The organism is Phytohabitans houttuyneae, from assembly GCF_011764425.1.
Lineage (GTDB): Bacteria > Actinomycetota > Actinomycetes > Mycobacteriales > Micromonosporaceae > Phytohabitans > Phytohabitans houttuyneae.
This window is the reverse complement of sequence record NZ_BLPF01000001.1, coordinates 1661008-1684967: the sequence shown is the minus strand read 5'-3', so window position 1 is coordinate 1684967 and position 23960 is coordinate 1661008. Positions and strand designations below refer to the sequence as shown.

The following is a 23960-nucleotide window of genomic DNA, read 5'->3' as shown; positions in this document are numbered from 1 at the left end:
GTCCCTTATGGGCACCGGCAGCGTTGGCGAGCACTCCAGGGCTGTCGGGGTGGTGAAAGACACCGGCGACGTGGAACAGCCGGACGTGCTGGTCGAAGTGCTCCCCGCTGGTGGGTCGGCCGTGGTGGCGAGCGATACGACGGACGATTTCGGGCAGTTCGATCTGAGCGTGCCGTCCGGAACGTATGACATACGGTTCACACCACCAGCCGACTCAGGGCTGCGCAGCTACCTGGCTACCGGGGTGAGCGCGGACTCCACGACGCCGCTCACTGTGGTGCTGAAGTCGATGGCGGTGGCCCACGTGCAGGGGACGGTGCGTGATGCTGCGGGTAGCCCGCTTCGCAACGCGACCGTGATTCTCTCGTCCACCAGCCCTGGTGGGTCTAACGGCTTTGTCCAGGCTGACGTCAACGGCCACTATGCCCTCGATGTGTTGGCTGGTACTTATCGGTACAGCGTCGACTGTGGTGGGTGCCGCGGGACCAACTTCTACACGTACGTCACGCTCAACGCTCCGGTCGAGATCGATCATGATCTGACCCGCGACGTCATCGCACCCATCGCGACCTTGACCGTCGCGGTCCGCAACGCCGATGGCACTCCGGTCAGCGGCGCGTCGATGAACTACAACTTCACCAATGTCGACACGGCGGACTACTCCGGGCGCACCTACGGCAGCGGCAACACCGATACCAGCGGCAACCTCACCGCCCCAGTGCTGATTGGTCTGCCGCAACAATCAACCTCGATCAGGCTGCCCGGCGGCCTCAACATCCCCATCACCCTGCCCGCCATCAACGGCGACACCAGTACCACGGTGACAGTCCCGGCATCGGTGCGTGTGCAGGGGACGGTGCGTGATGCTGCGGGTAGCCCGCTTCGCAACGCGACCGTGATTCTCTCGTCCACCAGCCCTGGTGGGTCTAACGGCTTTGTCCAGGCTGACGTCAACGGCCACTATGCCCTCGATGTGTTGGCTGGTACTTATCGGTACAGCGTCGACTGTGGTGGGTGCCGCGGGACCAACTTCTACACGTACGTCACGCTCAACGCTCCGGTCGAGATCGATCATGATCTGACCCGCGACGTCATCGCACCCATCGCGACCTTGACCGTCGCGGTCCGCAACGCCGATGGCACTCCGGTCAGCGGCGCGTCGATGAACTACAACTTCACCAATGTCGACACGGCGGACTACTCCGGGCGCACCTACGGCAGCGGCAACACCGATACCAGCGGCAACCTCACCGCCCCAGTGCTGATTGGTCTGCCGCAACAATCAACCTCGATCAGGCTGCCCGGCGGCCTCAACATCCCCATCACCCTGCCCGCCATCAACGGCGACACCAGTACCACGGTGACAGTCCCGGCATCGGTGCGTGTGCAGGGGACGGTGCGTGATGCTGCGGGTAGCCCGCTTCGCAACGCGACCGTGATTCTCTCGTCCACCAGCCCTGGTGGGTCTAACGGCTTTGTCCAGGCTGACGTCAACGGCCACTATGCCCTCGATGTGTTGGCTGGTACTTATCGGTACAGCGTCGACTGTGGTGGGTGCCGCGGGACCAACTTCTACACGTACGTCACGCTCAACGCTCCGGTCGAGATCGATCATGATCTGACCCGCGACGTCATCGCACCCATCGCGACCTTGACCGTCGCGGTCCGCAACGCCGATGGCACTCCGGTCAGCGGCGCGTCGATGAACTACAACTTCACCAATGTCGACACGGCGGACTACTCCGGGCGCACCTACGGCAGCGGCAACACCGATACCAGCGGCAACCTCACCGCCCCAGTGCTGATTGGTCTGCCGCAACAATCAACCTCGATCAGGCTGCCCGGCGGCCTCAACATCCCCATCACCCTGCCCGCCATCAACGGCGACCGGCGGCTGTTCTACATCTTCGACCGCACCACCGGCGCGCTCTACCTCGATGACCAGCCTCCAACCGTCATCCCCGAAGTCGACGCCGAGGCCACCAACGGCTGGTACAACACCCCGGTCACCGTCACCTGGAAGAGCGTCGACCCGAGACCTTCCTCCGGCACCCCTACCCGCCCCGACCCGATCACGGTCTCCACCGAGGGCGCCGACCAGCTGGTCACCTCCGAGCCTTCCTGCGACCCGGCGGGCAACTGCGCCACCGGCTCCATCCGGCTCTCGATCGACCGCACGCCGCCGACTATCACCGCGGACGTCGCCCCAGCCGCCAACGACCACGGCTGGCACAACAACCAGATGACCGTGACGTTCACCTGCGAAGACCCCCTCGCCGGTGTAGCCACCTGCCCTGCACCGGTCACCGTCGACCAGGACGGCGCCGGCCAGGTCGTCACCGGCACCGCGACCGACCGTGCCGGCAACACCGCCACCCGGACCGTCATCGTCAACCTGGACACCGCCGCGCCGACAATCACACCGACCGTCTCCCAAGCACCCAACAGCGAGGGCTGGAACAACGGCGACGTCACGGTCTCCTTCTCCTGCACCGACATCCTGTCCGGCATCGCCAACTGCTCCCCGCCAGTGACCCTGACCGAAGACGGCCCAAACCGGGAGGTCAGCGGCACCGCCGTCGACAAGGCCGGCAACACAACCGTCGCAACGATCACGGTCAGCATCGACCGGACAAATCCCCTGATCGTCGCCACCCGCACCCCCGCCAACGCCGACGGCTGGAACAACACCCCCGTCACTGTCACCTTCACCTGTACCGACGCCCAGTCCGGCATCGCCAGCTGCCCAAACCCGGCGACGCTGGACCAGGACGGGGCAGATCAGTCAGTCAGCGGCACAACAACCAACCACGCCGGCTCCTCCGCCAGCACCACCATCGACGACATCAACATCGACCGCACCGCGCCGCAGATCACCGCGACCGTCGTCGGCGTCAAGAACTCGGCCGGCTGGTACCAGTCGCCACCAACGATCCACTTCACCTGCGCCGACACCCTGTCCGGCATCGCGGTCTGCCCCGCCGACGTAACCGTCCATCGCGAAGGCGCCGACCTCACAGTCACCGGCGTCGCCCTCGACAAGGCAGGCAACACCGCGACGGCGGAAACCACCGACCTCGACATCGACTACTCACCACCGGCCGTCACCGTCACCGGCGTAGTCAACGGCACCACCTACCCGCTCGACGAGCTACCCACCGTCGGCTGCACCACCACCGACACGGGCTCAGGAGTGGCCACCGACGCGTCCCCGAACCTCGACCGCGACGCGACCGGTCACTACACGGCCACCTGCACCGGCGCCACCGACCATGCCGGAAACACCGCCCCCGCTATCACGGTCACCTACACGGTGGCGCCCACCGGCGAGGCATTGGCCACAATCACGACCGTGTACGTGTCGAACAGTGGGTCACCGAACGCCCAAGGGGTCATTCAGGACCTGACGAACAAGCTCGAACACGGGAAGATCTGCCAATACATCCTCAAGGTCAACAAAGAGGCGACCGGCCCCAACCCCACGCTGACCGCCGCACAAGCCGCCGAACTCGTGTACTGGGCCAGAATCCTCGACCCAACCTGCTGAAACCCCACGCGTTGCCGGCAGCGATCAGCCGTGGCCCGGGACCACCGGGGTGTGTCAAACGAACGGCACCTCTCTGTGTCAAGGCATCGGGACCAGAGAGGTCTCCAACCTCGTTTTACAGGCCCTCGACTACACCGCAGGCTTGATCTAGATGTACTTCAACGAATCGGAAGGAACAGCTCGGCGACGGCGAACTGTGCCTGTTCGACCTCGTTGCCGAGGTGCGTCATAGCGGGTGAGTATTGAACCCAACGACCGCAGTGCGCGTACTCATTGCCGCCGATCGTGCGTTTTCAGCAATTGCCGTCGGGCGGGGCTATTTCTCAGCGAGCGCCGCGAGCGGGTCTTGCTCTGGTGTGGGTGCGGCGGGGTTGAGCGGGCCGGGTGTGGCGTGGTGGGAGGGGATGTCGGCTAGGTGGAGGCGGTGTCGGCCGTTGCCGTATAGACGCCAGATTGGCCCGGCTGGGCTGTGTCCGTTGATGGTGTCGCGGGCGGCGGTGGCGACGACGAGGCCGGGAGTGGGGCCGTCGGCGAGCCGGCGGTGCAGGTTCTGTTCCCGGGCGCGGGTGGGCAGCCAGAACAGCACCGGGTAGTGGGGTCCGCCTTCGCGGCGTAGCCGCCGGTATCCGTCGAGCTTTCCGGTCAGCACGGGCAGCTTCTCCAGGCCGGTGTCGTGCTCGAGGAAGAAGCCGACGCTGCCGGCGGGGGTGTTCCAGACGCCGTGGCCGTCGGGGTGGACACGGCGGCCGTAGGCGTCGGCGGTGCGGGGTTCGGGCCACCACCGGGCGAGCCGGTACTGCGGATGGCTGCGGGTGTAGCCGATCAGGTCGGTGAAGAACTGGTTGACGCCGATCAGATGGCCCAGGTCGGGGCGCATCATGGTGCGGTCTTTGCGTTCGTAGACGACGGCAGGGGTGGGTGGTTTCTCGTTGCGGGCCAACGCGACCAGGCGGGTGGCGAGGAGGCCGGGCACCCAGTGCAGGGGTTCGGGCAGGCCGGGGCGGTGGCGCAGAAACCGGTCCACGACGCCGAGCTGTCGCAGCGCATGCAGGCGGTGCAGGCAGGTGGTCGGTGAGGTGAACAGCATCGCGGTTAGTTGGCCGGTGGTCAGGACCTGGTGGTCGACGAGGAGTTCGGCGATGACGTAGTCGCGTGGCCGCAGCCGGGTGGAGATGTCGACCAGGGCGCGGCGGCTGGAGCGTGGTTGGGGGCGTCGTGGGGTACGGGCGGATTCCCCGGTGGCGGAGAGTCCCCTGTGGGGACTGTTGGGATTTGGTGGCTGGGGTCATGACCGCCTCCTAGCTGCGGTGTTGGGTAGGTGAGGGCCGGCGTAGGGTCGGCAGTTCGGTGACCACGGATGAGCCGGGCCCAGGCCGGGCCGGTGACCGGGGTGACGACCAGCGACCGGGCAGCCTGGGTTAGGGCCGTCGGGTGCGGCGGGCCAGCTGCCGCACGGCGGGCTCGTCCGGGTCGGTGCCTGCGACGCGGGCCGCGCAGGCCTGCCGGATCGCGGTGGCCTCTCCGACCGGTTCGGCCGGCGGCAGTGTGCGCAACGTGAAGGCGGGGGATGGGCGGCCGCCGGCGACCAGGCGGGCGGCGGCGCGGTAGACGTCCATGTGGGACAGGTCGTGGGCGTCGAGCTCGGGCAGGGTGTGTTTGGCCAGGTCGACGGCGTCTTCTGGGGCCACGTCGAAGAAGATCTTGTTGCGGGCGTTCGCGGACAGCGCCCGCTGGGTTTCGGTCGGTAGCTGTGCCAGGTTCTGATGGGCCAGAACCAAGGCCAGGTGGTAGCCGCGGGCTTCGGCGAGCATGTCGTCGACGGAGCCGGGCAGGTTGAGGAAGTTGTGCGCCTCGTCGACGAACACGGTGGCGTCCCGGCGCTGGTCCTCGGGTTTGCGGGCGCGGGCGGTGGCGGCCTGCCATGCGGTGGACAGCACGAACGAGCCCATCACCCGGGCGGTGTCCTCACCCAGCTGCCCTTTCGGCAGCCGAGCCAACACGATCCCACCGGTGTTGAGGGCTTTGCCCATGTCGAATGTGGAGGTGGCGGCGCCGAGGGTGTACTTGGGGAACGGGCGGGTCAGGATCAGCCGCAGCCGGGACAGCACCGGGGCGATCATTTGGGCGCGTTGGGCGTGCGGTGTGGTTTCGAACGAGTCCCAGAACCCGCGCAGCCCTTCCGGGTCGTCAAGGTCGACGGTCAGCTGCGAGCGGAACTGTCGTTGCAGCAGCAGCGGGGAGATGTTGGTCAGCACCGGGTTGGCGTGCCGTATCAGGGTGAGCCCGGCCATCCGGAAGATGTCGTCCATCCGCGGCCCCCAGAACCGTTGGAAGATCTTCGCGAAGATCGACACGATGTTGTCCACGGTCAGGTCGGGGTCGTCGCCCAGCAATGGGTTGAGCCGGTCACCGCCGGGCTGGTTGGGGTCGATCAGGATCACCCGGTCCGCCATGGCAGCGGGGATTCGGTCGAGGACGTCGGTGACCAGGTCGCCTTTCGGGTCGATAACGACCACCGCGCGGCCGGCCAGGATGTCGGCGACGATCATCCGCACCAGGAGGGTGGATTTGCCGGTGCCGGTGGACCCGATGACGTGCAGGTGGTGGCGGGCGTCCGCGACCGCGAGTCCGACGGTGTGGCCGCCGACCTCGGCCCGGCCCAAGATTTTGATGTTGCGGCCGCTGTCCGGGACGTCGATCGGTGCCGGCATCGGCTTGGCCCGGGCCCGCAGCAGCCCTGGCACCGCAAGGTCGAGGGGCAGGCCGGCCAGTACGGCGAGCTCGTCGGTGGACAGCAGGAACCCGCCGCGCAGCGGCCGCCCCGCCAACACCCGGGCCGGGTTTGGCATCGGCAGGCGGCGCAGCCGTTGCCGGGCGCCGCTGTAAACACCGAAGGACGCTGCGATGCCGTGCGCGAGGGTGGTGACCTGGGCCTGCAGGTTGGCGGCGGGTACCCGGCGGGGTTGGTGTGCACGACGGCGTACCGGATCGCGGTCTGCCACAGCGGGCCGTCGACGAGCTTGTCGACGGCCGCGCGCAGGTCCCGGTCCCGTTCCGGATGCCGCGTGCTGACGATCCGGTTGCCGGTGGTGGGGGTTTGTCGGGCGGGGGTGGGCAGCAGGGTGTCGAGCAGGGCGCCCAGCCACCGGCCGGGGTGGAGCGGACCCGGGTACGGGCTGCCGGCGCGTTGCGCTCCGACGCTGCGGCGTAGCCGGCGCACCTGTGATGGTGGGGCGGGCCGGGCCAGGATTTGCACGCAGGCGTGCTGGTGGTCGCCGAGCCCGGCGGCGGCCGACAGCAGCGGCCGCAGCGGGTCGGCGTCGTGTTCTGTTCGTAGCGGGTGCCAGTCCGGCAAGGTCGGCAGCAGCGCCCCGCCTACCGCAGCCGGCGACAGCCGGTCGTGGTGGGGCTGCAGCCGGTGGGCCGCGGCCCGCAACGCCCGGACTGTGGGGCGAAGCCCGGCCGGGCGGCGCGAGGTGTTGTCCGGCGCCGGTGACGAGGCCGCCGCGGCCGGCGGCAGCGGCACCGGCGCGGCGGGGTCGTCGACGATGCAGGACGCGCCCGGCCAGGCACCGGAGGCCGCCGCCGCGACCGGGTTCGTGGGGATGGTGCCGGGCACCCAGATCACGATCGACAGGTGCCGGCCGGCCCACCGGTACTCCATTGCCACATGCGGTGTGCCGAAGATCAGGCGGCGCCACCAGACGGGCCGCAGGATTTCGGCCAGGGTCGCCCACCACACGGCGGCGCCGTCGACGGCCACCTCAGGCGGCGGGGTGATGGTGACCTGACGGGCGTGTCGGGTCCACCGCCGGTGCCGCCACATCTGCACCGATCCGTGCGCGACCACCGTGACCAGGACCGCCGCGGCGGCGACGGCCAGCAACCACGGCCGGTCCCGTAGCCACTGCGCCGCCTGCCCGGCCGACTCCAGCAGCGCCGGGGGTGCCGCGCCGGGATCACTCATCCCGGTAGCGTCGTTCGATGCCACGGCCGGCGCGGGAACCCGGCCACGCTGCGCCACGCTCATGGCTGGCCGCCGTCGACGTCACGGTCCCCATCGGTACACACGACGTGTTCGGCGCTGGAACTGACCACCTGAAAACCGACCCGATGTCCGCCGGACAGCAGCAGTCCTTCGCCGCGGCGGGCGGACAGCAGCAGTCGGGCCTCGCCGCTGGTCAGGCCGAACTCTCTGCCGATCTCGCCGATCGCCGAGGCGTCTTGACGCATCAGGATTTGGGTGGCGCAGTTGGCCAGCACCGTGCGGCCCGGGGTGGTGGCGAGGACGTCGGCGGCGTCCTGGGTGACCACGGACAGGCCAGCGCGGCGTTTGCGGGCGGACTTGGCCAAGGTGGCCAGGAACTTCGCCCCGGCGCCCTCGCCGAGCAGTTTCCAGGCTTCGTCGACGATGACCAGTTGGCGCGGAAACCGGGCGGCGACGTGCGGGGCGGGGGCCTCGACCTGCCGCCAGATCGCATCCAGGGCCAGCAGCATCGCCGCCGGGCGTAGCTCATCGGACAGCTGTCGGGTGGACCAAACGACCAGCTGCCCGGTCGGCACGGTGGTCGACGGGCCGTCGAAGACGTCCTTGAGGCTGCCGGACGTCCACGGGGCCAGCTGCCCGGCCAGCGCCCGCGCCACCGGGTCGCCGGTGTGCAGGGCGGCGGCCACGTCCCGCAGCAGCGGGGCGGGCCGGGACCAGCTGGCCGGGTCAAGGTCGATGCCGGCCTGCTCGTAGGCGGTCAGCACGGCCGTTTCGACGGCGGCGCGTTCCGGCGCGGCAAGGTCGGTGCCAAGCATCACGGCGACCAGGGTGCGGATGAACTGGACCCGCCGGTTGAACGCCTCCGGGTGGCAGTCGCCTGTCGGGATGTCGAGTGGGTTGATGCGCACCCCGGCCGCGCCCAACTGCACGACGGTGCCGCCGACCGCGGTGGCCAGGCGGATGTACTCATCCTCCGGGTCGACCACCTGCACCACGACGCCGTCGAGCAACGACCGCACGATTTCCAGCTTGATGAAGTAGCTTTTGCCGGCGCCGCTTCGGGCCAACACGATGCTGTTGTAGTTGTGCGCCGTCCACCGGTCCCACCACACCACTCCGGCAGTGGCGGTGTTCAGTCCATACAGGACACCGCCGGGTTGGGGTGGGTCGCCGGGCAGCGGCGCCGGCAGGTCCGCGCAGGCCAGCGGGAACGCGCAGGCCAGGGAGTCGGAGTCGAAGACCCGGCGCATGCCGAGGCTGTCCACCCCGAGCGGCAGCCCGGACGTCCAGCCCTGCAGCTGCCGCCAGGTCGCCGGGACGGTGTCCAACAGCACCGACGCGGCGGTGGCCCGGACCTCGGCGACGGCCTCGACGAGTTCGTCGAGGCTGGGGCAGTGGACGGTCAGGTAGATCCCGACCCGGTACAGCCGGGCCGCGCCGCGGGCGACCCGGTCGGCCAGTTCCGCGGCGTCGCCGGCGGCGGCGTCCGTGTTCGGGTCGTCCAGCCGCCCCCGGTCGGCGTCGGAGCGGCGCACCGTTTCCAGCCGGGCCCGCTGCGCCCGCAGCCGGCTCGCCGCCACCACGGCCGGGACCGGTTCGATGTGCAGGGTCAGGTCCAGCCGGCCCGGCCAGGACAGCAGCGGCTCCAGCCAGGCGGTGGACACCTCGGCGGGGTAGTGGGTGACGATCAGGACGGCGGCGTAGCCGTCCCCGACCTGCAGGTGGCGTGCGGCGACCTCGACCGAGGCCGGGCCGAGCGCCGCGGCCCCGCCGGCCTGCTGCGGTGCGGTGGTAGCCGAGCCGGGGCGGGTGCGCCGCGGGATCCGGATCACGGCCCCCACCTGCCAGCCGTGGTGATCGGCTGATCGGGCAGCGCCCGCCCGGGGTGCGGGTCGGTGCCGGCGTACGGGTCCGCCGCGGCCGCCAGGACACCGACGACGGTGCGGCCGTCCAGCACCCGGGTGGCGGCGCCGAGCGCGGCCAGCGCACCGGCGGTGTGTTCGGCCTGCCGCATCGCCTCGACCGGCGCGTGGCGGCCGGTCGCGGTGTGGGCGATGGTGACGGTGCGCCACAGCGGGTCCCGCTGCTCGGCCACATCGAGCAGGAAACCGGCGTAGGCGTAGGCGGCCTCGGCCAGCGCCGGGTTCGGCTGGGCGGTGTCCAGGATCCGGTCGGCGTGGACGGCCAGGTCGACGCGGCGGGTGGAGACCACGATCTGTGTCGGCCCGGACAGGGCGTGCAGCCAGCGGGCGAACCCGCCGATCATCGCCGCCTGCTCCTGACCCGTGCGCAGCCCGATGTTCACTGTGGACACGGCCACCAACGCGGTGGAGGTGTGGGCGCCCACCACGATCGCCCCAGCGTCGGTGATCGCGTGGACAGGTAGCCGTAGCCCGGCAACCGTGGGTCCGGTACCGGGTGCGGCTGGCGCCCACCGCGGCGGGGCCACCACCGCGTCGCCGGCGGGCACCAGCCGGCGCGGGTGGCGGGCGGCGCGCAGCGCGGCCACCAGCCACCGGTCGAAACTGAGCCCGTCCCGGCGGCCCAGCGCCAGCACGACCGCCACCGCGGTCAACGGCACGAGCCCGAAGGCCAGAACAGGTGTCGGTAGCCGGCTGGCCCCTGCCCGCCACAGCAGGTAGGCCAGCAGGCCGGCCGCGGCAAGGATGCCCACCTGCCGGGCAGTCAACCCCAGAAGGATCTTGTCGGGGGCTTCGACGTCGGCGTGGATCTTCGCGCGGATCTCCGGCTCAGACATCGCCGTCATCCTTGCCCTCGCCGTTGCTGGGGTTGGGCCAGCCGGGCCCGGTCGGCCGGCCTGGTCGCGGCGCGGCGGGTGGGTCGGCGGGCCAGCCGGTCCCGGCGGAGGCCCGCCCGGTGTCGGCGACGCGGGTGGGGTCGGTGGACGGGGGTGTGTTTGGCATGTCAGCTGTCCCTTCAACGGGTGCGGGAGGGCGGGGTAGCGGATGGTGGCGGCGCGCGCCAGCCGGCCGGGCGAGGCCACTTGGGTTGGGTGTCCGGCCACAGCTGGGGTTGGTCCCGCGGCCGGGTCCGGGCCGCCCGGTCCGGCAGCACCGGCCAGCCGGTCCCGGTCGCCCGCCGCCCCGCCGGCACCACCCCGGCCGGCGTCGCAGCCGCAGCGCCGGCGATGGGTTCGCGCATCGTCAGCAGAGCCGACCCGTGGGTGGAGGCGGCTAGTGCGGCCGGAACAGCCCGCTGGTAGGCCAGCGCGGTAGACGGCTGCGGCCCCTGGGCCAGGTCGGCCGGCCAGCCGGTGCCCGAGTCGGTGTGCGCCCACGGCCGCGGCCACCGGGCCGCCTTGCGCGGCATCGCGGTGCCCGGCGTGACATGCGAGGGCACCACCGGACGCGGCCGCGTGTGCGCCGCGCCGACACCGCCGTCCGCGGCCACCCTTGAGGTGGAGACGACACCAGCGGATGAGGCGCCGGCGACCGGTGCGGAGCTCGGCGCCGGGACAGGCATGCCGCCGGGCCGGCGGCGAAGGCTCGGCCGGAGCGGGGCGAGCGTGGGGCGGGGCAGCCGGCCGGTCCCGCCGCGGGCAAACCCGGCGCCCCGACCCGCGGCGGCTGCCACTGTGCCGGCCCGGCCGCCGCGCCACAGCCCGCCGGTCACCGCCCTGGCCACCTGCTGGACCACAGCCACTCGAAGGATCATGCCCAGCATGTTGTTGCCGCGGTTGTGCGTGACGTACTGGCGGATCAGGCCCGGGACTTTCGCCACCGCGAACAGGATGCAGGCGATGACGAACAGGTTGAACACCTCGGTCGGGTCGGTCGGCAGCCCCAACTGCTCGACCTGCGCGTCCGGGGACAGGTAGATGACCGCGGCGGTGTGCAACGCGACCGCCTGCGCGGCCACGGTGCCCAACGCGCCGAGAAACGCCCGCCACCACAGCCGGGCGGCCGGGTCGGTCCACGGGGTGGCGTGGCAGGCCAAGGCGATCGGTGCGATGCCGACCAGCACGATGAGCAGACCGAGCCGGACGATCCAACCGACGATGATCCACACCACCAGGGCGGCGATGGTCAGCGAAACGAGCGTGGTCAACAGGCCCAGCGCGGGGTTGCTCAGGGAGCCCTCCACAATCCGCCGCATCTGCCCGAGCGAGGCGTCAGAGGCAACGTCCTGCCCAGTGACCGCATGTGTGACCGCGTTGGTAAACCGGATCAACGCCTGGCACAACGGGATCGCGAAGTTGGCGGCCACGAACCCGAACACCAGCTGGGGAACCAGATCGGCCACGCCGTAGCGCAGCTGGATCGTGCCGCGGGCCATCACCGCCACCGCGACCGCGACGATCGCCAGGATGAAGCAGACGTTGACGATCGCCAGGGACCGGTCATGGATGGCCTGGACCTGGGGCAGGACGGTCACGTTAGGGACCAGCAGCACCGTCGCCGACAGCCAACCCCACACCGTGTTGATGACGCTGGCGGCGAAACCGCCCAGCCACCTGGCGACCTGATCCATCAGCGCATCGACCGTGACGCCCCACGGGCTCCAATCACCCATGTCAGTTCCCGAGAATGCCGCTGAGGATCCCCAGCAATACCGGGGCCAGGATCACCCCGGCGTAGCCGACAGCGGCCGCCTTCCACGCCGTCTTGGCGCGTTCGATCTGGGTGGTGTCACCACCGGCCATCATGTACAGGGCGAACCCGGCGGTGGCGAACAGGGTCGCGATCGCGAACGCGATCCCGGCGATCCAGCCCACCGCGTTGTCGATAACCACCTTGAGGTCGGCGGTCGGGTCCCCGGCGGGATCAGGCGCCGCCAGGACCGCTGGCACCGTGGCCGCGGATGAGATTGTGGCCCGGATACGGGCACTGGTACGGACCATACGGTTCATGACTGGGCACCTCCCGCCCCAGCAAGGGGCGTGCACGAGAACGGCTGCGAAAAGCGCCACCAAAGGGCTGCGAGGCTGTGCGGCGAGGGGTGGGAGCGTCGCTCCTTACTGCCGAATGGCGGACGAGGTGTGAACACGAGCCGGGTCGGCCAGCCCGTCACCACACGCATCGAGCCCCTTGGTGGCGCAGAAGGGGCCGCCGGGGACCGCGTCCGGTCACGGCGACTCCTTGCCCATCAAGGGCTCGCGTTGGCCAGCCGATCCGGCAGCCGACCGCCCGTTCGGGAACCAACGGCAACCAACACCGCAACTACGCGGCGACCGGGACGACACCCAACACCGCGCGTAGCCGCCGGCGATGACGGACCAGGTACGCGTCGAGGCGGACGTGGTCAAGTTCGCCGGCGCGGATGGCGTCGGCCAGTCGCAGCTGCGCCTTGCGCCGCCAGTCCCCGGCCAGCGAGGCGCTGATGCCCAGTTCGGCGGCCACCGTGGCTAAGGTGCAGCCTTCCAGCCTGGTCTTGGCGATCAACGCGTGTTCGTCCACGTCGATGACGCCGGCAGCGACCGCCCGGGTCAGGATCCAATCCGGGTGATCCCACGGGCTCAGCGGAGCCCGGGACCAGGGCCGGTTCACATGGATCGCGGAAGCATCCGCATCCGCGTCGCGGGCCTTACGCGCCCGCCGTTTACCGGCGTCGACCAGCTTCCCCACGATCCGGTCGTCGGAAAGGTCGACCTTCCTCAGGTGGATGAGAAACCCTTCCAGCACCTCGGCATGCAGATCCACGGTCGGCGACATCCAGTCCGCGGCCAAGCGGCGAGCGGCGCGGCGCAGGCCAGGCATGGCCACACCAACGCAGGCGATCACCCAGGCCGGGCCGTCCCGGCGGGCACGTTCGACCAGTTCCCGCCACACCACATCCTGCTCCTGCCGGGACAGGCCCCGGCTGAGCAGAACCGACTTCAGCTCGTCCAAGGCGAGCAAGCGGTCCGGCAGACCCTCGAAGCCCCGGCCATCAAAGGCCAGCGGGGCCGGCGGACAGGTCAACAGCGCGAACGCCCGGTCAGCGGCAGCCAGCGAAGACGCGGGCCATGACGATGCCATCCCGGTCACCGCCCCGACCGCTGCCGGCGCAGCAGCCCGCGCCGGCCACGCCGGGCGCGGGAGGCGTCAGCGGCCAGCCAGCCGTCGCAGGGCAGCACACAGAACACGTTCGTGCCTCGCCAACGCGGTGGGCTCGCAGGTCCGGCCAGCGTGGTGGTGGACAACAACCGGACCAGCACGGCATTGCCCCACCTGCACCGGGCGTTGCGTTGATCGACCCACCATCGCGCCCGCCGGCGCGGGCGGGGGGCCGACAGCCGATTTCGGCGACAAGGCTGTCCCACGCCGGCGCAGCGAGCCGGCATCCACGCTTCGGGCCGCACCGGCTCCCGCGGGTGCAGGGTCCTGGTGACCGGTGGGATCGGCTCGAGCCCGCCGAGGGATGAACTGCGGCCGCGCCGATCAACTGTTCCGTCCAACACCAACAAGACAGGCGAGCTGGCCACCAAGTGCGAGGCTGAATCGGCGCGCTGCAACGCCGGCAGCGTCAAGCACCCGGTGGACGTTCGGATTGAGGACATGGCTTCGCTCCCGACACAGAGCAGCAACAGGGAAGAGGCGGCGCCCGAAGCCATCGCACCCGGAAGCGCCGCGGCCTATATCGAGCCACGTGAACCCAACAGAAATCCGACAACCGGCGCCAACAGCCGCCACGGCCGCACCCCGCCCGCCGGCGGCGCATCTGGCGGTTGGGCCAGCTCAGCGACTCGTGGGCACCGCGTCCGCCGTTGTCGCCGAAGGCGCCGAGTGCCGGGCCGTGGCGCTGCCAGGCGGCGAACGCGCAGGTCGTCGCCACTGTCGACCACCGGCTCGCCCAACCGGGCACGACGCGGGCCAACAGCACGGCGACAATGCCGTATCCGCACGCCTGCACCGCCGACGCTGCGGGCCCAACGCGGCACGACAGGGCCGGACTCGGTGACGTTGGGCGACTTCCACCACATGGCGTTGGCCGGCAGGCTGCCGCTTCCACCACATGGCGTTGGCCGGCAGGCTGCCGCCATGAGCCTCGCAGACGACCTCCGCTCGGCCGCGGCCGACCACGCCGCCGCTGCTATCAGCCAGGCGCTGGCCAGTGGCGCCGACCCGTACCGCTTGGCGCACGTCGCGGTCCAAGCCGCCGCACCGCTCCTGCTCGACGCGCACCTCGTCGATGAGGTCCTTCGCGCCCGGCGCCCGCCAGAGCAGGCGGCACCTACCCTCCTGCGGCCCAGGCCGCGTCCACGGAGGTGGTGTACGGCGGGCCTGGTAGTGGGCGTGTCGTGAGGTGAGAGACGGTCATCGCGGAGATCCTTTGAGACGGCTAAGTCATGATCAAAGGAGACCAACGCGATGACCGCACCCAAGAGTGTGGACCCTGCCGGCTTTCTGCGCGAGCAGCTGGAGTCGGCGAGCCCGGATCTTCTGCGGGCGATGGTGAAGACGTTTGCCGAGGCGTTGATGTCGGCCGAGGCCGACGCGGTGTGCGGCGCCGGCTATGGCGAACGCAGCGAGCAGCGAGTCAACTCGCGTAACGGTTACCGACAGCGGGAGTGGGACACCCGGGCCGGCACGGTGGAGCTGGCGATCCCCAAGCTGCGGCAGGGCAGCTACTTCCCGGACTGGCTGCTGACCTACCGCCGGCGAGCTGAGCGGGCTCTGGTGTCGGTGGTGGCCACCTCGTATCTGCTGGGTGTGTCGACCCGCCGGGTGGAGAAGCTGGTCGAGCAGTTGGGGGTGGCGCAGCTGTCCAAGTCGCAGGTGTCGGAGATGGCCGAACACTTGGACGCGCAGGTCGAAGCGTTCCGCAGCCGGCCGCTGGACGCCGGCCCGTACACGTTCGTGTGGATGGACGCCCTGACGGTCAAGGTCCGTGAGGCCGGCCGCACGGTCAACGTGCACGCCCTGATCGCGGTTGGCGTCAACGGCGACGGCGGCCGGGAAGTGTTGGGCCTGGACATCGCCTCGCAGGAAGACGGCGCGGGCTGGTTGGGGTTTCTACGCGGCCTGACCGCACGAGGGCTGGCCGGCGTGAAGCTGGTGATCTCCGATGCCCACCGCGGCCTGGTCGACGCGATCGGCGCCGCCCTGCCGGGCGCCGCCTGGCAGCGGTGCCGCACCCACTATCTGCGCAACCTGCTGGGCAAGGTGCCCAAGTCGGCGCAGCCGTGGGTGGCCACCATGGTGCGGACCATCTTCGACCAACCCGATGCCGCCTCAGCGCGGGCCCAGTTCGGCCGCGTCGTCGAGGCGATCGAAGCGAAGTTCCCTGACGCGGCAACACATCTGGATGACGCCCAGGAGGATCTGCTGGCGTTCGCGGCGTTCCCGCACGAGATCTGGCGGCAGATCTGGTCCAACAACCCACAAGAGCGGCTGAACAAGGAAATCCGCCGCCGCACCGACGTGGTCGGGATCTTCCCCAACCGGGCCTCGATCATCCGCCTCGTCGGCGCCGTCCTGGCCGAGCAGACCGACGAGTGGACCGAACAACGCCGGTACATGGGCATCGAAATCCTTGCCAAGGCCCGGCTGACACTCATCGACACACAGGACGACACCCCGGCCACCGCAACGGCGATCGCCGCGTAACATCAACCCGGATCTTCCCGGTGATCGTCTCTTACACCATCACCGTGGACGCGGCCGCGGCCCACACCGCAGGTGTTGTGGGAACAGTCAGCCGGCGACGAGAACCACTACCTGCAACTGATGGTGCAGCATGGCTGGTTGAACCTGACCACCATCCACCTCGAGAAACCCTGTCCGGCCACGTAGCCGGCTAAACGCGGCTGACCCTGTCGCCAGCCTCACCCGTCCGCTGACCGACAGCGCTCGCACCGGCCAACGCTGTTGACCGTGTTGACGGCTGTTGGCGAGGGTGTTGGACGTTGTTGGGTGACAGCGGCGGGTGAAGGCCGCCATCGAACGCGTCTGTTGGGCCTTCCAATGATGTGAACACGACCGGCCCGCCGCGGGAGCGACCCATGAATGACCGAAACCCCGAACAAAGCCATCGGACCTGAGCCCACTTCTCACGTCACAACAACCGGCTGGCCTCTCGACGGTCCGCTGACCGTCAACAAGGACAACGTCGGTCGCTGGCCGGCCGCGAACCGGCGGTTCGCGCTGGCCGGCCGCGGCGGCATTAATCCGCCCGCCGGGCATTGGCCGTCCACCCATGCCAATCGTGGCGCCGACATCGCCGACCGCGGCGAGCAGCGGGAACCGTGCACCGCCACCCGCGCGTTGGGCCTGCGTCGCTGCGCGACTCGTGGGCTGCCGACCTGCGTCCCGGCACCGCAAGCTGCCCGCAACGCCGATGCTCTGCTTCCGCGGCCGGCTGGGCGGCAGTGGCGGTCGCGGCAATCGGACGGCGTACGTGTTCCGATCCAGCAGCTAGCCGGTGCTCGATCTGCGGCATTGCGGCCGCGAGCCCGGCGCCGGCCGTCGGTCAACTCGGCCAACGGGCTCGGTGGGGTCTGCCGTGGAGCAGGCCGTTCCACTGCGGTCGAAGCGCCGCGCCTGCCGCGACCGACCGGCGAACACGTCGCCACCGGGCCGGCCGCAGCGACCGGTACCGGCTCGCGTTCCGACCGGCGTGCCCATCACCGGCGCGCGATCCACACCGGCGGTGCGCAGGCCAACAATCCGACCACCGCCCAACGCCGGGCATTGGGGGACCGGCGATGACCCGACACAGTTCCCGTCGCGCTACCGACCGTGCCCGTCGCGCGGACCGTCCCCGAGTCCGGCCGATCAGCTACCGACAGGCCTGCGAGTTCATCCGCGTCCATCACCGTCACCTACGACCGCCGCAGGGCCACCGGTACTCCATCGGCCTGACGATCCCAACCGGTCAACTCATCGGCGTCGCCATGGTCGGCCGGCCGATCGCCCGCCACCACGACGACGGACTCACCGCGGAAGTGACTCGGCTGGCCACCGACGGGTCCCGCAACGCCTGCTCCGCCCTGCTGGCCGCCGCCTGGCGGGTCGCCCGAAGCATGGGCTACCAGCGGATGATCACCTACACCCGTCAGGACGAGCCCGGCACCAGCCTGCGCGCTGCCGGCTGGCGCGCCGTCGCCGACATCCCCGCCAGCAACGGCTGGAACCGGACCAGCCGCCCCCGCACCGCACACGGCGCCGACCACACCGCCCGCACCCGCTGGCAGGTCACCACCCACGACTGGGACGCCCGGCCACCCGACGCTGACGCCAGCGCCCACACCCGCCCCGACCAGGCGCGGAGGCGACCATGACCCGCACCGCGCTGGCCGCCCCGGAACCCGCCGACCAGTTCATCTACCACCGCGACGGCCCGGTCACCTTGTACCACGGCGACGCTCACACCGTGCTGTCCGCACTGGCCGCCGCCAGCGTCGACACCGTCGTCACCTCGCCGCCGTACTACGGCTTGCGCAACTACGACGTGCCCGGCCAGTACGGCCTCGAATCCACACCCACCGACTACGTCAACACCATGGTCCAGGTCTTCACCCAAATCCACCGCGTCCTACGCGACCACGGCACGGCATGGCTGGTGCTCGGCGACTCGTACAGCCTCAACTCCGGCGGCGCACCACGCAGCGGCACCTACGCCGGCTACCGCGGCGCCGCGACCGCCAACCCCGGCCTGATCCGACCCCGAACCCAAGACGTCCTACCCGCCAAGAACCTGATCGGCATCCCCTGGCGGGTCGCGTTCGCCCTGCAGGACACCCGACTGTGGTACCTGCGGCAGGCGATCATCTGGCACAAACCCAACGCCACACCCGAATCCGTTCAAGATCGGCCGTCGTGCTCCCACGAGTACGTTTTCCTGCTGGCCAAGAGCCGCGTCTACCACTTCAACCTCGACGCCATCAGAGTGCCGCTGGCCCAGCCGGACGCCCGAGACGGAAGCCGTGTCATCGGCGGCCGGAACAAGGGCTCAACCGGCGGAGTCGGCCCGACCGACCGCCGGCGGGGAGCCACCGCCTACGGCACCAACCCCGCGAAATACCTGTCCGACCCGGCCGCCTCACCCGGCCAAGCCGGCCGGCGCCACCTGCTGGCCACCGGAACCCAGCACACCACCGCCCACGCCAAGGGCCGCAACCCCGGATCCGTGTGGAGCATCCCCACCCGGCCCTACTCCGGCGCACACTTCGCCGTCTACCCACTGGACCTGCCAGCCGCGGCCGTCGCGGCCGGCTGCCCACCCGGCGGACGGGTGCTCGACCCGTTCAGCGGCGCCGCCACCACCGGCGTAGCAGCCCTCCAACAAGGCCGCCAGTACTGGGGTATTGACATCAAAGCCGCCTACCACGACCTTGCGATCCAACGGCTCCGCCGCCACACCTCCACGCAGGACCCCCCGTGAGCTTGCTCAGCGCCCTGCGGCCGGCCCGGCCGGCCGAACCGCTACGCCACCGGGCACCCGGCGACGACCGGCACGGTAACCCCGAAACAACGACCCGCGGCCGCCCCACAAGCCCACAACGGGGCCTGCAATGGCCACGATAAGAGCGGAACTGTCCTCGCCGACGCTGAAGATCAGCGTCGAGGTCCAGTCAGCCGACCTCCGTAACGCAATCCACGTCGAGGAGAGGATCAGAGAATTCCTGACCGCTCTGTTAACGCACACCGACCCAGACGATGAGACCTCCCATACGGTGAAACCGATGCAGAAGCCAGCCACCCCCTGAAAGCCGACGGGGGCCCGGGCGCAGGGCACAGTCGAAGCCCGGGGGAGGCGCAGCACGATGTTGCGCGGCATTGATGATGAGCACGAACGCGGCGTTGAGCATGAGGACGGCCTGGTGTGAGAGGACCCCGCCTATGTCCCCGCTTCGGGCGTCGTGGCCGGTTCGGCAGGCGACCGGTTGAGGTGGTGGCCCGCCGAACCGGGTCTCATCTGATGCGCGGTGCCTTGCGTGACCGATGGTATGCCGCAGCGGCGGTGAACGCGGCCAGCATGGCAAGGGTGATGGCCGTGGTGGTGATGGCCGCCTTCGTGTTGGGTGCCAGCAAGTTCGCTCCGACGAGGAGGAATACGCCGGTGACGGTGGCGGCGACGGTGCCTGTGCAGGTGTAGCGGCCGAGTTCTTTGCGGGTTTGGGCAGCGGCGCGGCGCCGCGCTGTTTCGAGGAAAATGGCGGCGGTGAGGTCGCCGGCGAGGAACCGCCGTTCCTCGTCTGTGAGGAGTGGTGTGGTGCGGATCGTGCTGCTGGATGCGCGGCTTGACATCGTTCAGCACTCCTGCCCGCGTGGCATACCGACGGTCTGGCGGCTGGCCAAATGGGCGAGGCCTGCCGCGAGTACGCCGGCGAGCAGGATGAGGTGACCGGCGTCGGTCTCGGTGAGTGAGCCGCCAAGGTCGGAGTCGAGGGTCAGCAGCCCGAAGCTGGTTTCGCCAGCCCGAACGGGGACGGCGATGAAGGAGCGGTAGGTCCGGCCCTTGGCGTCGATGAAGTGGGCGGGAGCGTTGTAGTAGAGGTCGTCGACGATGAGGAGCCGCTCGTCGCTGGCGGCGAACCGGACCACTTCGGTGTCGTGCAGGTTGGCGCCGGAGGTGAAGGCACTGCGTGGGGGACTGCTGGTGAGGCGTCCCGTCCAGTCGCGTCGTTCGAGCCGGTTGTCCACGTAGGAGTAGTAGACAGCGCGGAGGTTGGCGCCTGGGCGGCGGCTGCGACCGCATTGAGAGTGGGCGATGTCGATGACGCGCGCGGTCAGGACCTCGATGGCGGCGCGCATGTCTTCGGGTGTCTTGGCGGTGGTCACGTTGCCAAGGACGGTAAGCAGTGGGGCGCCGGCGCGATTGAGACCGGCGGCGAGCTGGGCTCGGGCCTGGCTCGCAGTACGGGTGGCGGCACGGGCTTGACGCTCTTTCACCACCGTGAAGGTGGCGCTCGCGGCAGTGGCGACGATCGCGGTGATCGCCCAGAACGCCTTGATCGATCCGTGGCTGGCGGCGGCCACTGTTGTGGCCGTCGCTACCGCGACCGGGAAGAAGACCGCGAGACCGTACCGGATCGTACGGCGGCGCCACTGAGGCGCTCGACTCGCGGCACTGGGGGTGTTGTCACTGTTCTCCCTATTGATGTTGACGGTTTGCGCACAGCGAGCTGAGTGGAGGCATGCCGTCGCACCGGGCGCGGTGCCGATGCGAGGTGTGACGGGAACCGGACTCCTCGTTCGGGTTCTGGTTACGCCGAGTGGTGGCCGCGGGTTGGTGTCTTCGAACCTGCGCTGGCCTCGACGTGCCTCCTGCCACCTCCCCGTGTTCCTCGACTCACGTGGTGTCACGATCACTTCAATGGCGATCAACTCGGGAGTGTCGGCAAACGGGAGATCGTCACGCGGTCGCCGCAGGCATCTCAAAGATTGGGACAACAAATCTGGCGAACCCAGATAAGGCCAGCTCAGTCGCCTTATGTGCGAGTAGGTATATTACATTCCGCACAACGTCATTGAATGTGAATGGCTTTCGGATGGTGGGCGTCGGCCTCGAGTTGCTAGATCGGCGAACAACAGGCCAGGCTGATCACGCCTAGCTTGACGTTTGCTGGCTTCGATCCCGATGGCAGCTAAAGAAAGCCGTAACCACCCGCAAGATAGGTCTACGCAAAGTCACGGCCGCACAAGGTATCGGCCATTCGGCATGGTCACGCGAAAGATGTTGAGGTGGCGATGTGACGTATACGGGTGCGCTGCACACATAGCAAGCGGAGGGCTGCGATGGATCCTGCCGCGGAGGGTGTACAGGAGCTGCACCGAAAGTACTACGTCACGATCTGGAGGTATGTGAAGCACCGAGTAGATGGCGTGGACACCGAAACGATCGCAGCGGACGTGTTCGTCACGGCATGGCAGCATCCGGAGAGAATTCCGGCCGGCGCCGAGCTGGCCTGGCTAATCACGGTAGCCGAATGGAAGGTCCGCAACGCGGTCCGGAGCAAGCAAAAGCATGCCAAGAGCGTCGCCGCGGTCCGCGAAACGATCGACCCGGAGGCGGCGCACCTGGCGATGGAGCGCGGCTCACTGGCACCGGTCATCTACGAGGACGCTCTGCGCAGGCTCAAGGACAACGAACGCAAACTCTTGGTACTGGTGGTCCTGGAGTTCAGCACCACTGAGATCGCCGACATCTTGGGCTGCAAGCGAACCACCGCGAGTATGCGGATCACCCGGCTGCAGGCCAAGCTTGCCGCCTGGTACGGCGAGAAGTCACCCGATGACGACGAGGATCCGGAGGTCCGGTCCGTGGAAGGGAGGAAGCCGTGAGCGACGACGACGTCCTGCGACAGCTACGCGAAGAGTGGGAGCCCCGAGCGGCGGCCTCGCCGCGCGGCTGGAACCCGGACCCGCGGGTTCAGGCCAATTCCCTAGCCCGCCTAGCAGAGCTTTCCCGCGACCGTCAGATGGCGGCCGGGGAACAGGCTCGGCTTCCCCGGAGGTCGTCCCGCAAACAGCGTCTCACCCTGACGGTGGCTTCTATCGCCGCTGCCGTGGTGACGGTCGTGGTGATCGGCTCAGTGATCGGGTCCGGCCCACAACCGAGCTACGCCGCCACACCGGACGCGCTGGTATACCACCCCGGCGCGGCTGTCACTGCTACCGACTTGCTCCGGCAAGCCGCCAAGGCGGCCCTGGCGTCGAAGGTCGGCGGCGCTGGCAGCGTTGACTTCATCCGGACCAGCAGTTGGGACCTCAATAGCCGGGTCGATGGCCGCAAGGTGACCACAGCCGTCGTGCCGCTGAACAAGCAACTGTGGCGCGGACCGGGCGGCGCCGCAGTGACTGTGCGGCAGTACGGTCAGCCGACCTTCCCCGACCAGGACTCCAGGGCGGCGTGGGAAGCCAACGGTTCACCGGGCGCCAACTCCCGGCCCATCCGCGTCGACCATTCCGCCGGCGACTATCCCTTCCTGTGGCCGGACCGACCACCTACCCGCGACGGGCGCCTACGAGACTGGCTTGGCCAGGGTCACGACGTAACCACCAGCGGCCCACTGCTGATGGCGATCGCCGACCTGCTGAACGAACGCGTGCTGACCGGCCCGGAGGCGGCCGCGGTCCTCAGGCTGCTGGCCGAATTGCCGGATCTCGAATACACCGGCACCGTCGTGGACCGCGCCGGAAGGCCGGGAGAGGCATTTTCGGTCACCTCTGACTACAGCGGCCTTCCGACCCGGTACACCGTGATCGTGGACGTCGACGCCGGTTCGTTTCTGGCGTTCGAGCAAACGCTGACCACCGAAGCCGGTCAGTACAACGTTCGGGTACCGGCCGTAATCAGCTACCTGGTCTTCGTCGAAACGCGGTTCACCGCGCGAATGTCATGATCGTTGTATGGTGGCGGCCCCAGGGGGTGGCGGATAGCGGCCGCCACCCCCTGGCCCAACCCGTTCACGGTCAACCATTGACCATGAACGCCTGGTCGTTCAACGAGCCCATGCTGTTCGCGTAGCTGCCGGCAGTACACACATAGGCAGTCGACCGGTTGTACATGGCCAGGTAGCCCGTATCGCCCCCTGCCTGCGCGTTGCGCCACGATGAGGTACGACCCGCGAAGTTCCAGTTGGACAAGTACTGCCAGTACTCGTCCCGGAATTGCAACGCCCGCCCTTCGCCGTTGGTGTGCTCGTACAGGCACAACCAACCACCCGGGCACGACGGCGCCGCCAGCACACCCAGCGGACCCGCCGACCCCCACGTCGACTGGTAGAGAGGATCGCGCTCCCGCGTGTAACCGAGCGCGACTTCAGCCTCCGCGCGCGTGGCAAAACACCGCGTGTCCAAAGCCGCGTACACCAGACAGGACTGCGCCCCCTGCCACCCCTTCGAAAGGTCGATCACACGCCCCTGAAAAGTCGCCATCCCCGGCCGACTCCCACCCGCAGGCGACGCCGCAGCCGCCTGCGGCAACCCAACCGCAGACATCACCACAGCAACCGCGACGACAATCGTCCTTACCTTGACCGGCACCTCGATCCTCCTGTCAACCGATTACGAGATCACCGTCGACAGCGGAGCATTTGGCGCTCCATACCCAGGGTGTCTTTGACGGTACAGAATGTAATCAACGTCAACACATGCCCAAGTCGGAAACCTTACTGAAGTCGGCGCAATACCCGATGAAGACGAAAGTGATCACTACGCCGAGGCATCCGTGCACGCAGCAGCACGGCTCAAGCAGGTGGATGTTGTCACCAAACAAGTCGCCTGCGACCCTCGACCTGGCGTACCAGCGGCGGGTAACCATAGCCGCTTCAACAGGGCGCAAAACGCGGATATCGCTTGTCCTCCTTGGTGCCACGGCGTTCTTGCGGAGCCCCGTAGGCAATCAACGCCATATCGGCACGATCACCCCGGTCGCCGAGCGCGTCCGCTCCACCTCGCCGCGCCCTCGCCAGATGGCCAAGCGGCTGCGCAGCCAGGCCACAGCATCTGCCAGAAATGATCACTCCCAAATTCGTCG

At 69.2% G+C, this 23960-nt stretch carries 20 protein-coding genes; 9 read left to right on the top strand and 11 right to left on the bottom strand.

Features of this window, described 5'->3' with window-relative positions:
* Positions 1–49: 49 nt before the first annotated feature.
* Positions 50–3547, top strand: coding sequence for a carboxypeptidase regulatory-like domain-containing protein (locus Phou_RS07780; protein WP_173054852.1), 3498 nt, complete (start codon positions 50–52; stop codon positions 3545–3547).
* A gap of 316 nt (positions 3548–3863) precedes the next feature.
* Here the strand turns inward: Phou_RS07780 and Phou_RS07775 are convergent, their stop codons facing one another.
* Positions 3864–4688 carry a replication-relaxation family protein gene (locus Phou_RS07775; protein WP_281365063.1) on the bottom strand — a complete coding sequence of 275 codons (825 nt, stop codon included), beginning with the start codon at positions 4686–4688 and terminating at the stop codon, positions 3864–3866.
* Between the two features lie 277 nt (positions 4689–4965).
* Positions 4966–6549 (bottom strand): type IV secretory system conjugative DNA transfer family protein, encoded by a 1584-nt coding sequence (locus Phou_RS07770; RefSeq protein WP_173054850.1) that lies wholly within the window; start codon positions 6547–6549, stop codon positions 4966–4968.
* Positions 6550–6993: 444 nt separating this feature from the next.
* Here Phou_RS07770 and Phou_RS07765 point away from each other — a divergent pair, with 444 nt between their 5' ends.
* Complete coding sequence (locus Phou_RS07765) at positions 6994–7338, top strand: hypothetical protein (protein WP_173054848.1); 345 nt, start codon at positions 6994–6996, stop codon at positions 7336–7338.
* A gap of 235 nt (positions 7339–7573) precedes the next feature.
* On the opposite strand, the gene Phou_RS07760 is transcribed toward Phou_RS07765, so the two are convergent.
* From Phou_RS07760 to Phou_RS07735, 6 genes are all read right to left on the bottom strand, one after another.
* A complete protein-coding gene (locus tag Phou_RS07760; protein WP_173058183.1) occupies positions 7574–9358 on the bottom strand; it encodes a VirB4 family type IV secretion system protein in 1785 nt (594 codons plus the stop codon).
* Between the two features lie 5 nt (positions 9359–9363).
* Complete coding sequence (locus Phou_RS07755) at positions 9364–10293, bottom strand: PrgI family protein (RefSeq protein ID WP_173054846.1); 930 nt, start codon at positions 10291–10293, stop codon at positions 9364–9366.
* Positions 10286–10459, bottom strand: coding sequence for a hypothetical protein (locus Phou_RS07750; RefSeq protein ID WP_173054844.1), 174 nt, complete (start codon positions 10457–10459; stop codon positions 10286–10288). The genes Phou_RS07755 and Phou_RS07750 overlap by 8 nt, the downstream gene beginning before the upstream one ends.
* Positions 10460–10472: 13 nt before the next feature.
* Positions 10473–12068 carry a hypothetical protein gene (locus Phou_RS07745; RefSeq protein ID WP_173054842.1) on the bottom strand — a complete coding sequence of 532 codons (1596 nt, stop codon included), beginning with the start codon at positions 12066–12068 and terminating at the stop codon, positions 10473–10475.
* A 1-nt stretch (position 12069) separates the two neighbouring features.
* The gene (locus Phou_RS07740) at positions 12070–12405 is read right to left on the bottom strand and encodes a pilin (RefSeq protein ID WP_173054840.1); all 336 of its coding nucleotides are present in this window, start codon (positions 12403–12405) and stop codon (positions 12070–12072) included.
* A 310-nt stretch (positions 12406–12715) separates the two neighbouring features.
* Positions 12716–13522 (bottom strand): hypothetical protein, encoded by an 807-nt coding sequence (locus tag Phou_RS07735; RefSeq protein WP_173054838.1) that lies wholly within the window; start codon positions 13520–13522, stop codon positions 12716–12718.
* 993 nt (positions 13523–14515) lie between these two features.
* Here Phou_RS07735 and Phou_RS07730 point away from each other — a divergent pair.
* From Phou_RS07730 to Phou_RS07710, 5 genes are all read left to right on the top strand, one after another.
* Positions 14516–14779 (top strand): hypothetical protein, encoded by a 264-nt coding sequence (locus Phou_RS07730; RefSeq protein ID WP_173054836.1) that lies wholly within the window; start codon positions 14516–14518, stop codon positions 14777–14779.
* Between the two features lie 66 nt (positions 14780–14845).
* On the top strand, positions 14846–16084 hold the full coding sequence (locus tag Phou_RS07725; RefSeq protein ID WP_173054834.1) for an IS256 family transposase: 1239 nt from the start codon (positions 14846–14848) through the stop codon (positions 16082–16084).
* A gap of 399 nt (positions 16085–16483) precedes the next feature.
* Positions 16484–17185 (top strand): hypothetical protein, encoded by a 702-nt coding sequence (locus Phou_RS07720; protein ID WP_173054832.1) that lies wholly within the window; start codon positions 16484–16486, stop codon positions 17183–17185.
* Positions 17182–17757: an XF1762 family protein gene (locus Phou_RS07715; RefSeq protein WP_345516187.1), complete on the top strand. Its 576-nt coding sequence runs from the start codon at positions 17182–17184 to the stop codon at positions 17755–17757. The genes Phou_RS07720 and Phou_RS07715 overlap by 4 nt, the downstream gene beginning before the upstream one ends.
* Positions 17754–18860: a DNA-methyltransferase gene (locus tag Phou_RS07710; protein WP_173054830.1), complete on the top strand. Its 1107-nt coding sequence runs from the start codon at positions 17754–17756 to the stop codon at positions 18858–18860. The genes Phou_RS07715 and Phou_RS07710 overlap by 4 nt, the downstream gene beginning before the upstream one ends.
* A 530-nt stretch (positions 18861–19390) precedes the next feature.
* On the opposite strand, the gene Phou_RS07705 is transcribed toward Phou_RS07710, so the two are convergent.
* On the bottom strand, positions 19391–19726 hold the full coding sequence (locus Phou_RS07705) for a hypothetical protein (protein WP_173054828.1): 336 nt from the start codon (positions 19724–19726) through the stop codon (positions 19391–19393).
* A gap of 3 nt (positions 19727–19729) precedes the next feature.
* Complete coding sequence (locus Phou_RS07700) at positions 19730–20458, bottom strand: GAF domain-containing protein (RefSeq protein ID WP_173054826.1); 729 nt, start codon at positions 20456–20458, stop codon at positions 19730–19732.
* Positions 20459–21217: 759 nt separating this feature from the next.
* Here Phou_RS07700 and Phou_RS07695 point away from each other — a divergent pair.
* Both Phou_RS07695 and Phou_RS07690 read left to right on the top strand, forming a co-directional pair.
* Positions 21218–21763 (top strand): RNA polymerase sigma factor, encoded by a 546-nt coding sequence (locus Phou_RS07695; protein WP_173054824.1) that lies wholly within the window; start codon positions 21218–21220, stop codon positions 21761–21763.
* On the top strand, positions 21760–22824 hold the full coding sequence (locus Phou_RS07690; RefSeq protein ID WP_173054822.1) for a CU044_5270 family protein: 1065 nt from the start codon (positions 21760–21762) through the stop codon (positions 22822–22824). The genes Phou_RS07695 and Phou_RS07690 overlap by 4 nt, the downstream gene beginning before the upstream one ends.
* A 70-nt stretch (positions 22825–22894) precedes the next feature.
* On the opposite strand, the gene Phou_RS07685 is transcribed toward Phou_RS07690, so the two are convergent.
* Positions 22895–23467 carry a peptidase inhibitor family I36 protein gene (locus tag Phou_RS07685; RefSeq protein WP_173054820.1) on the bottom strand — a complete coding sequence of 191 codons (573 nt, stop codon included), beginning with the start codon at positions 23465–23467 and terminating at the stop codon, positions 22895–22897.
* Between the last annotated feature and the right edge of the window lie 493 nt (positions 23468–23960).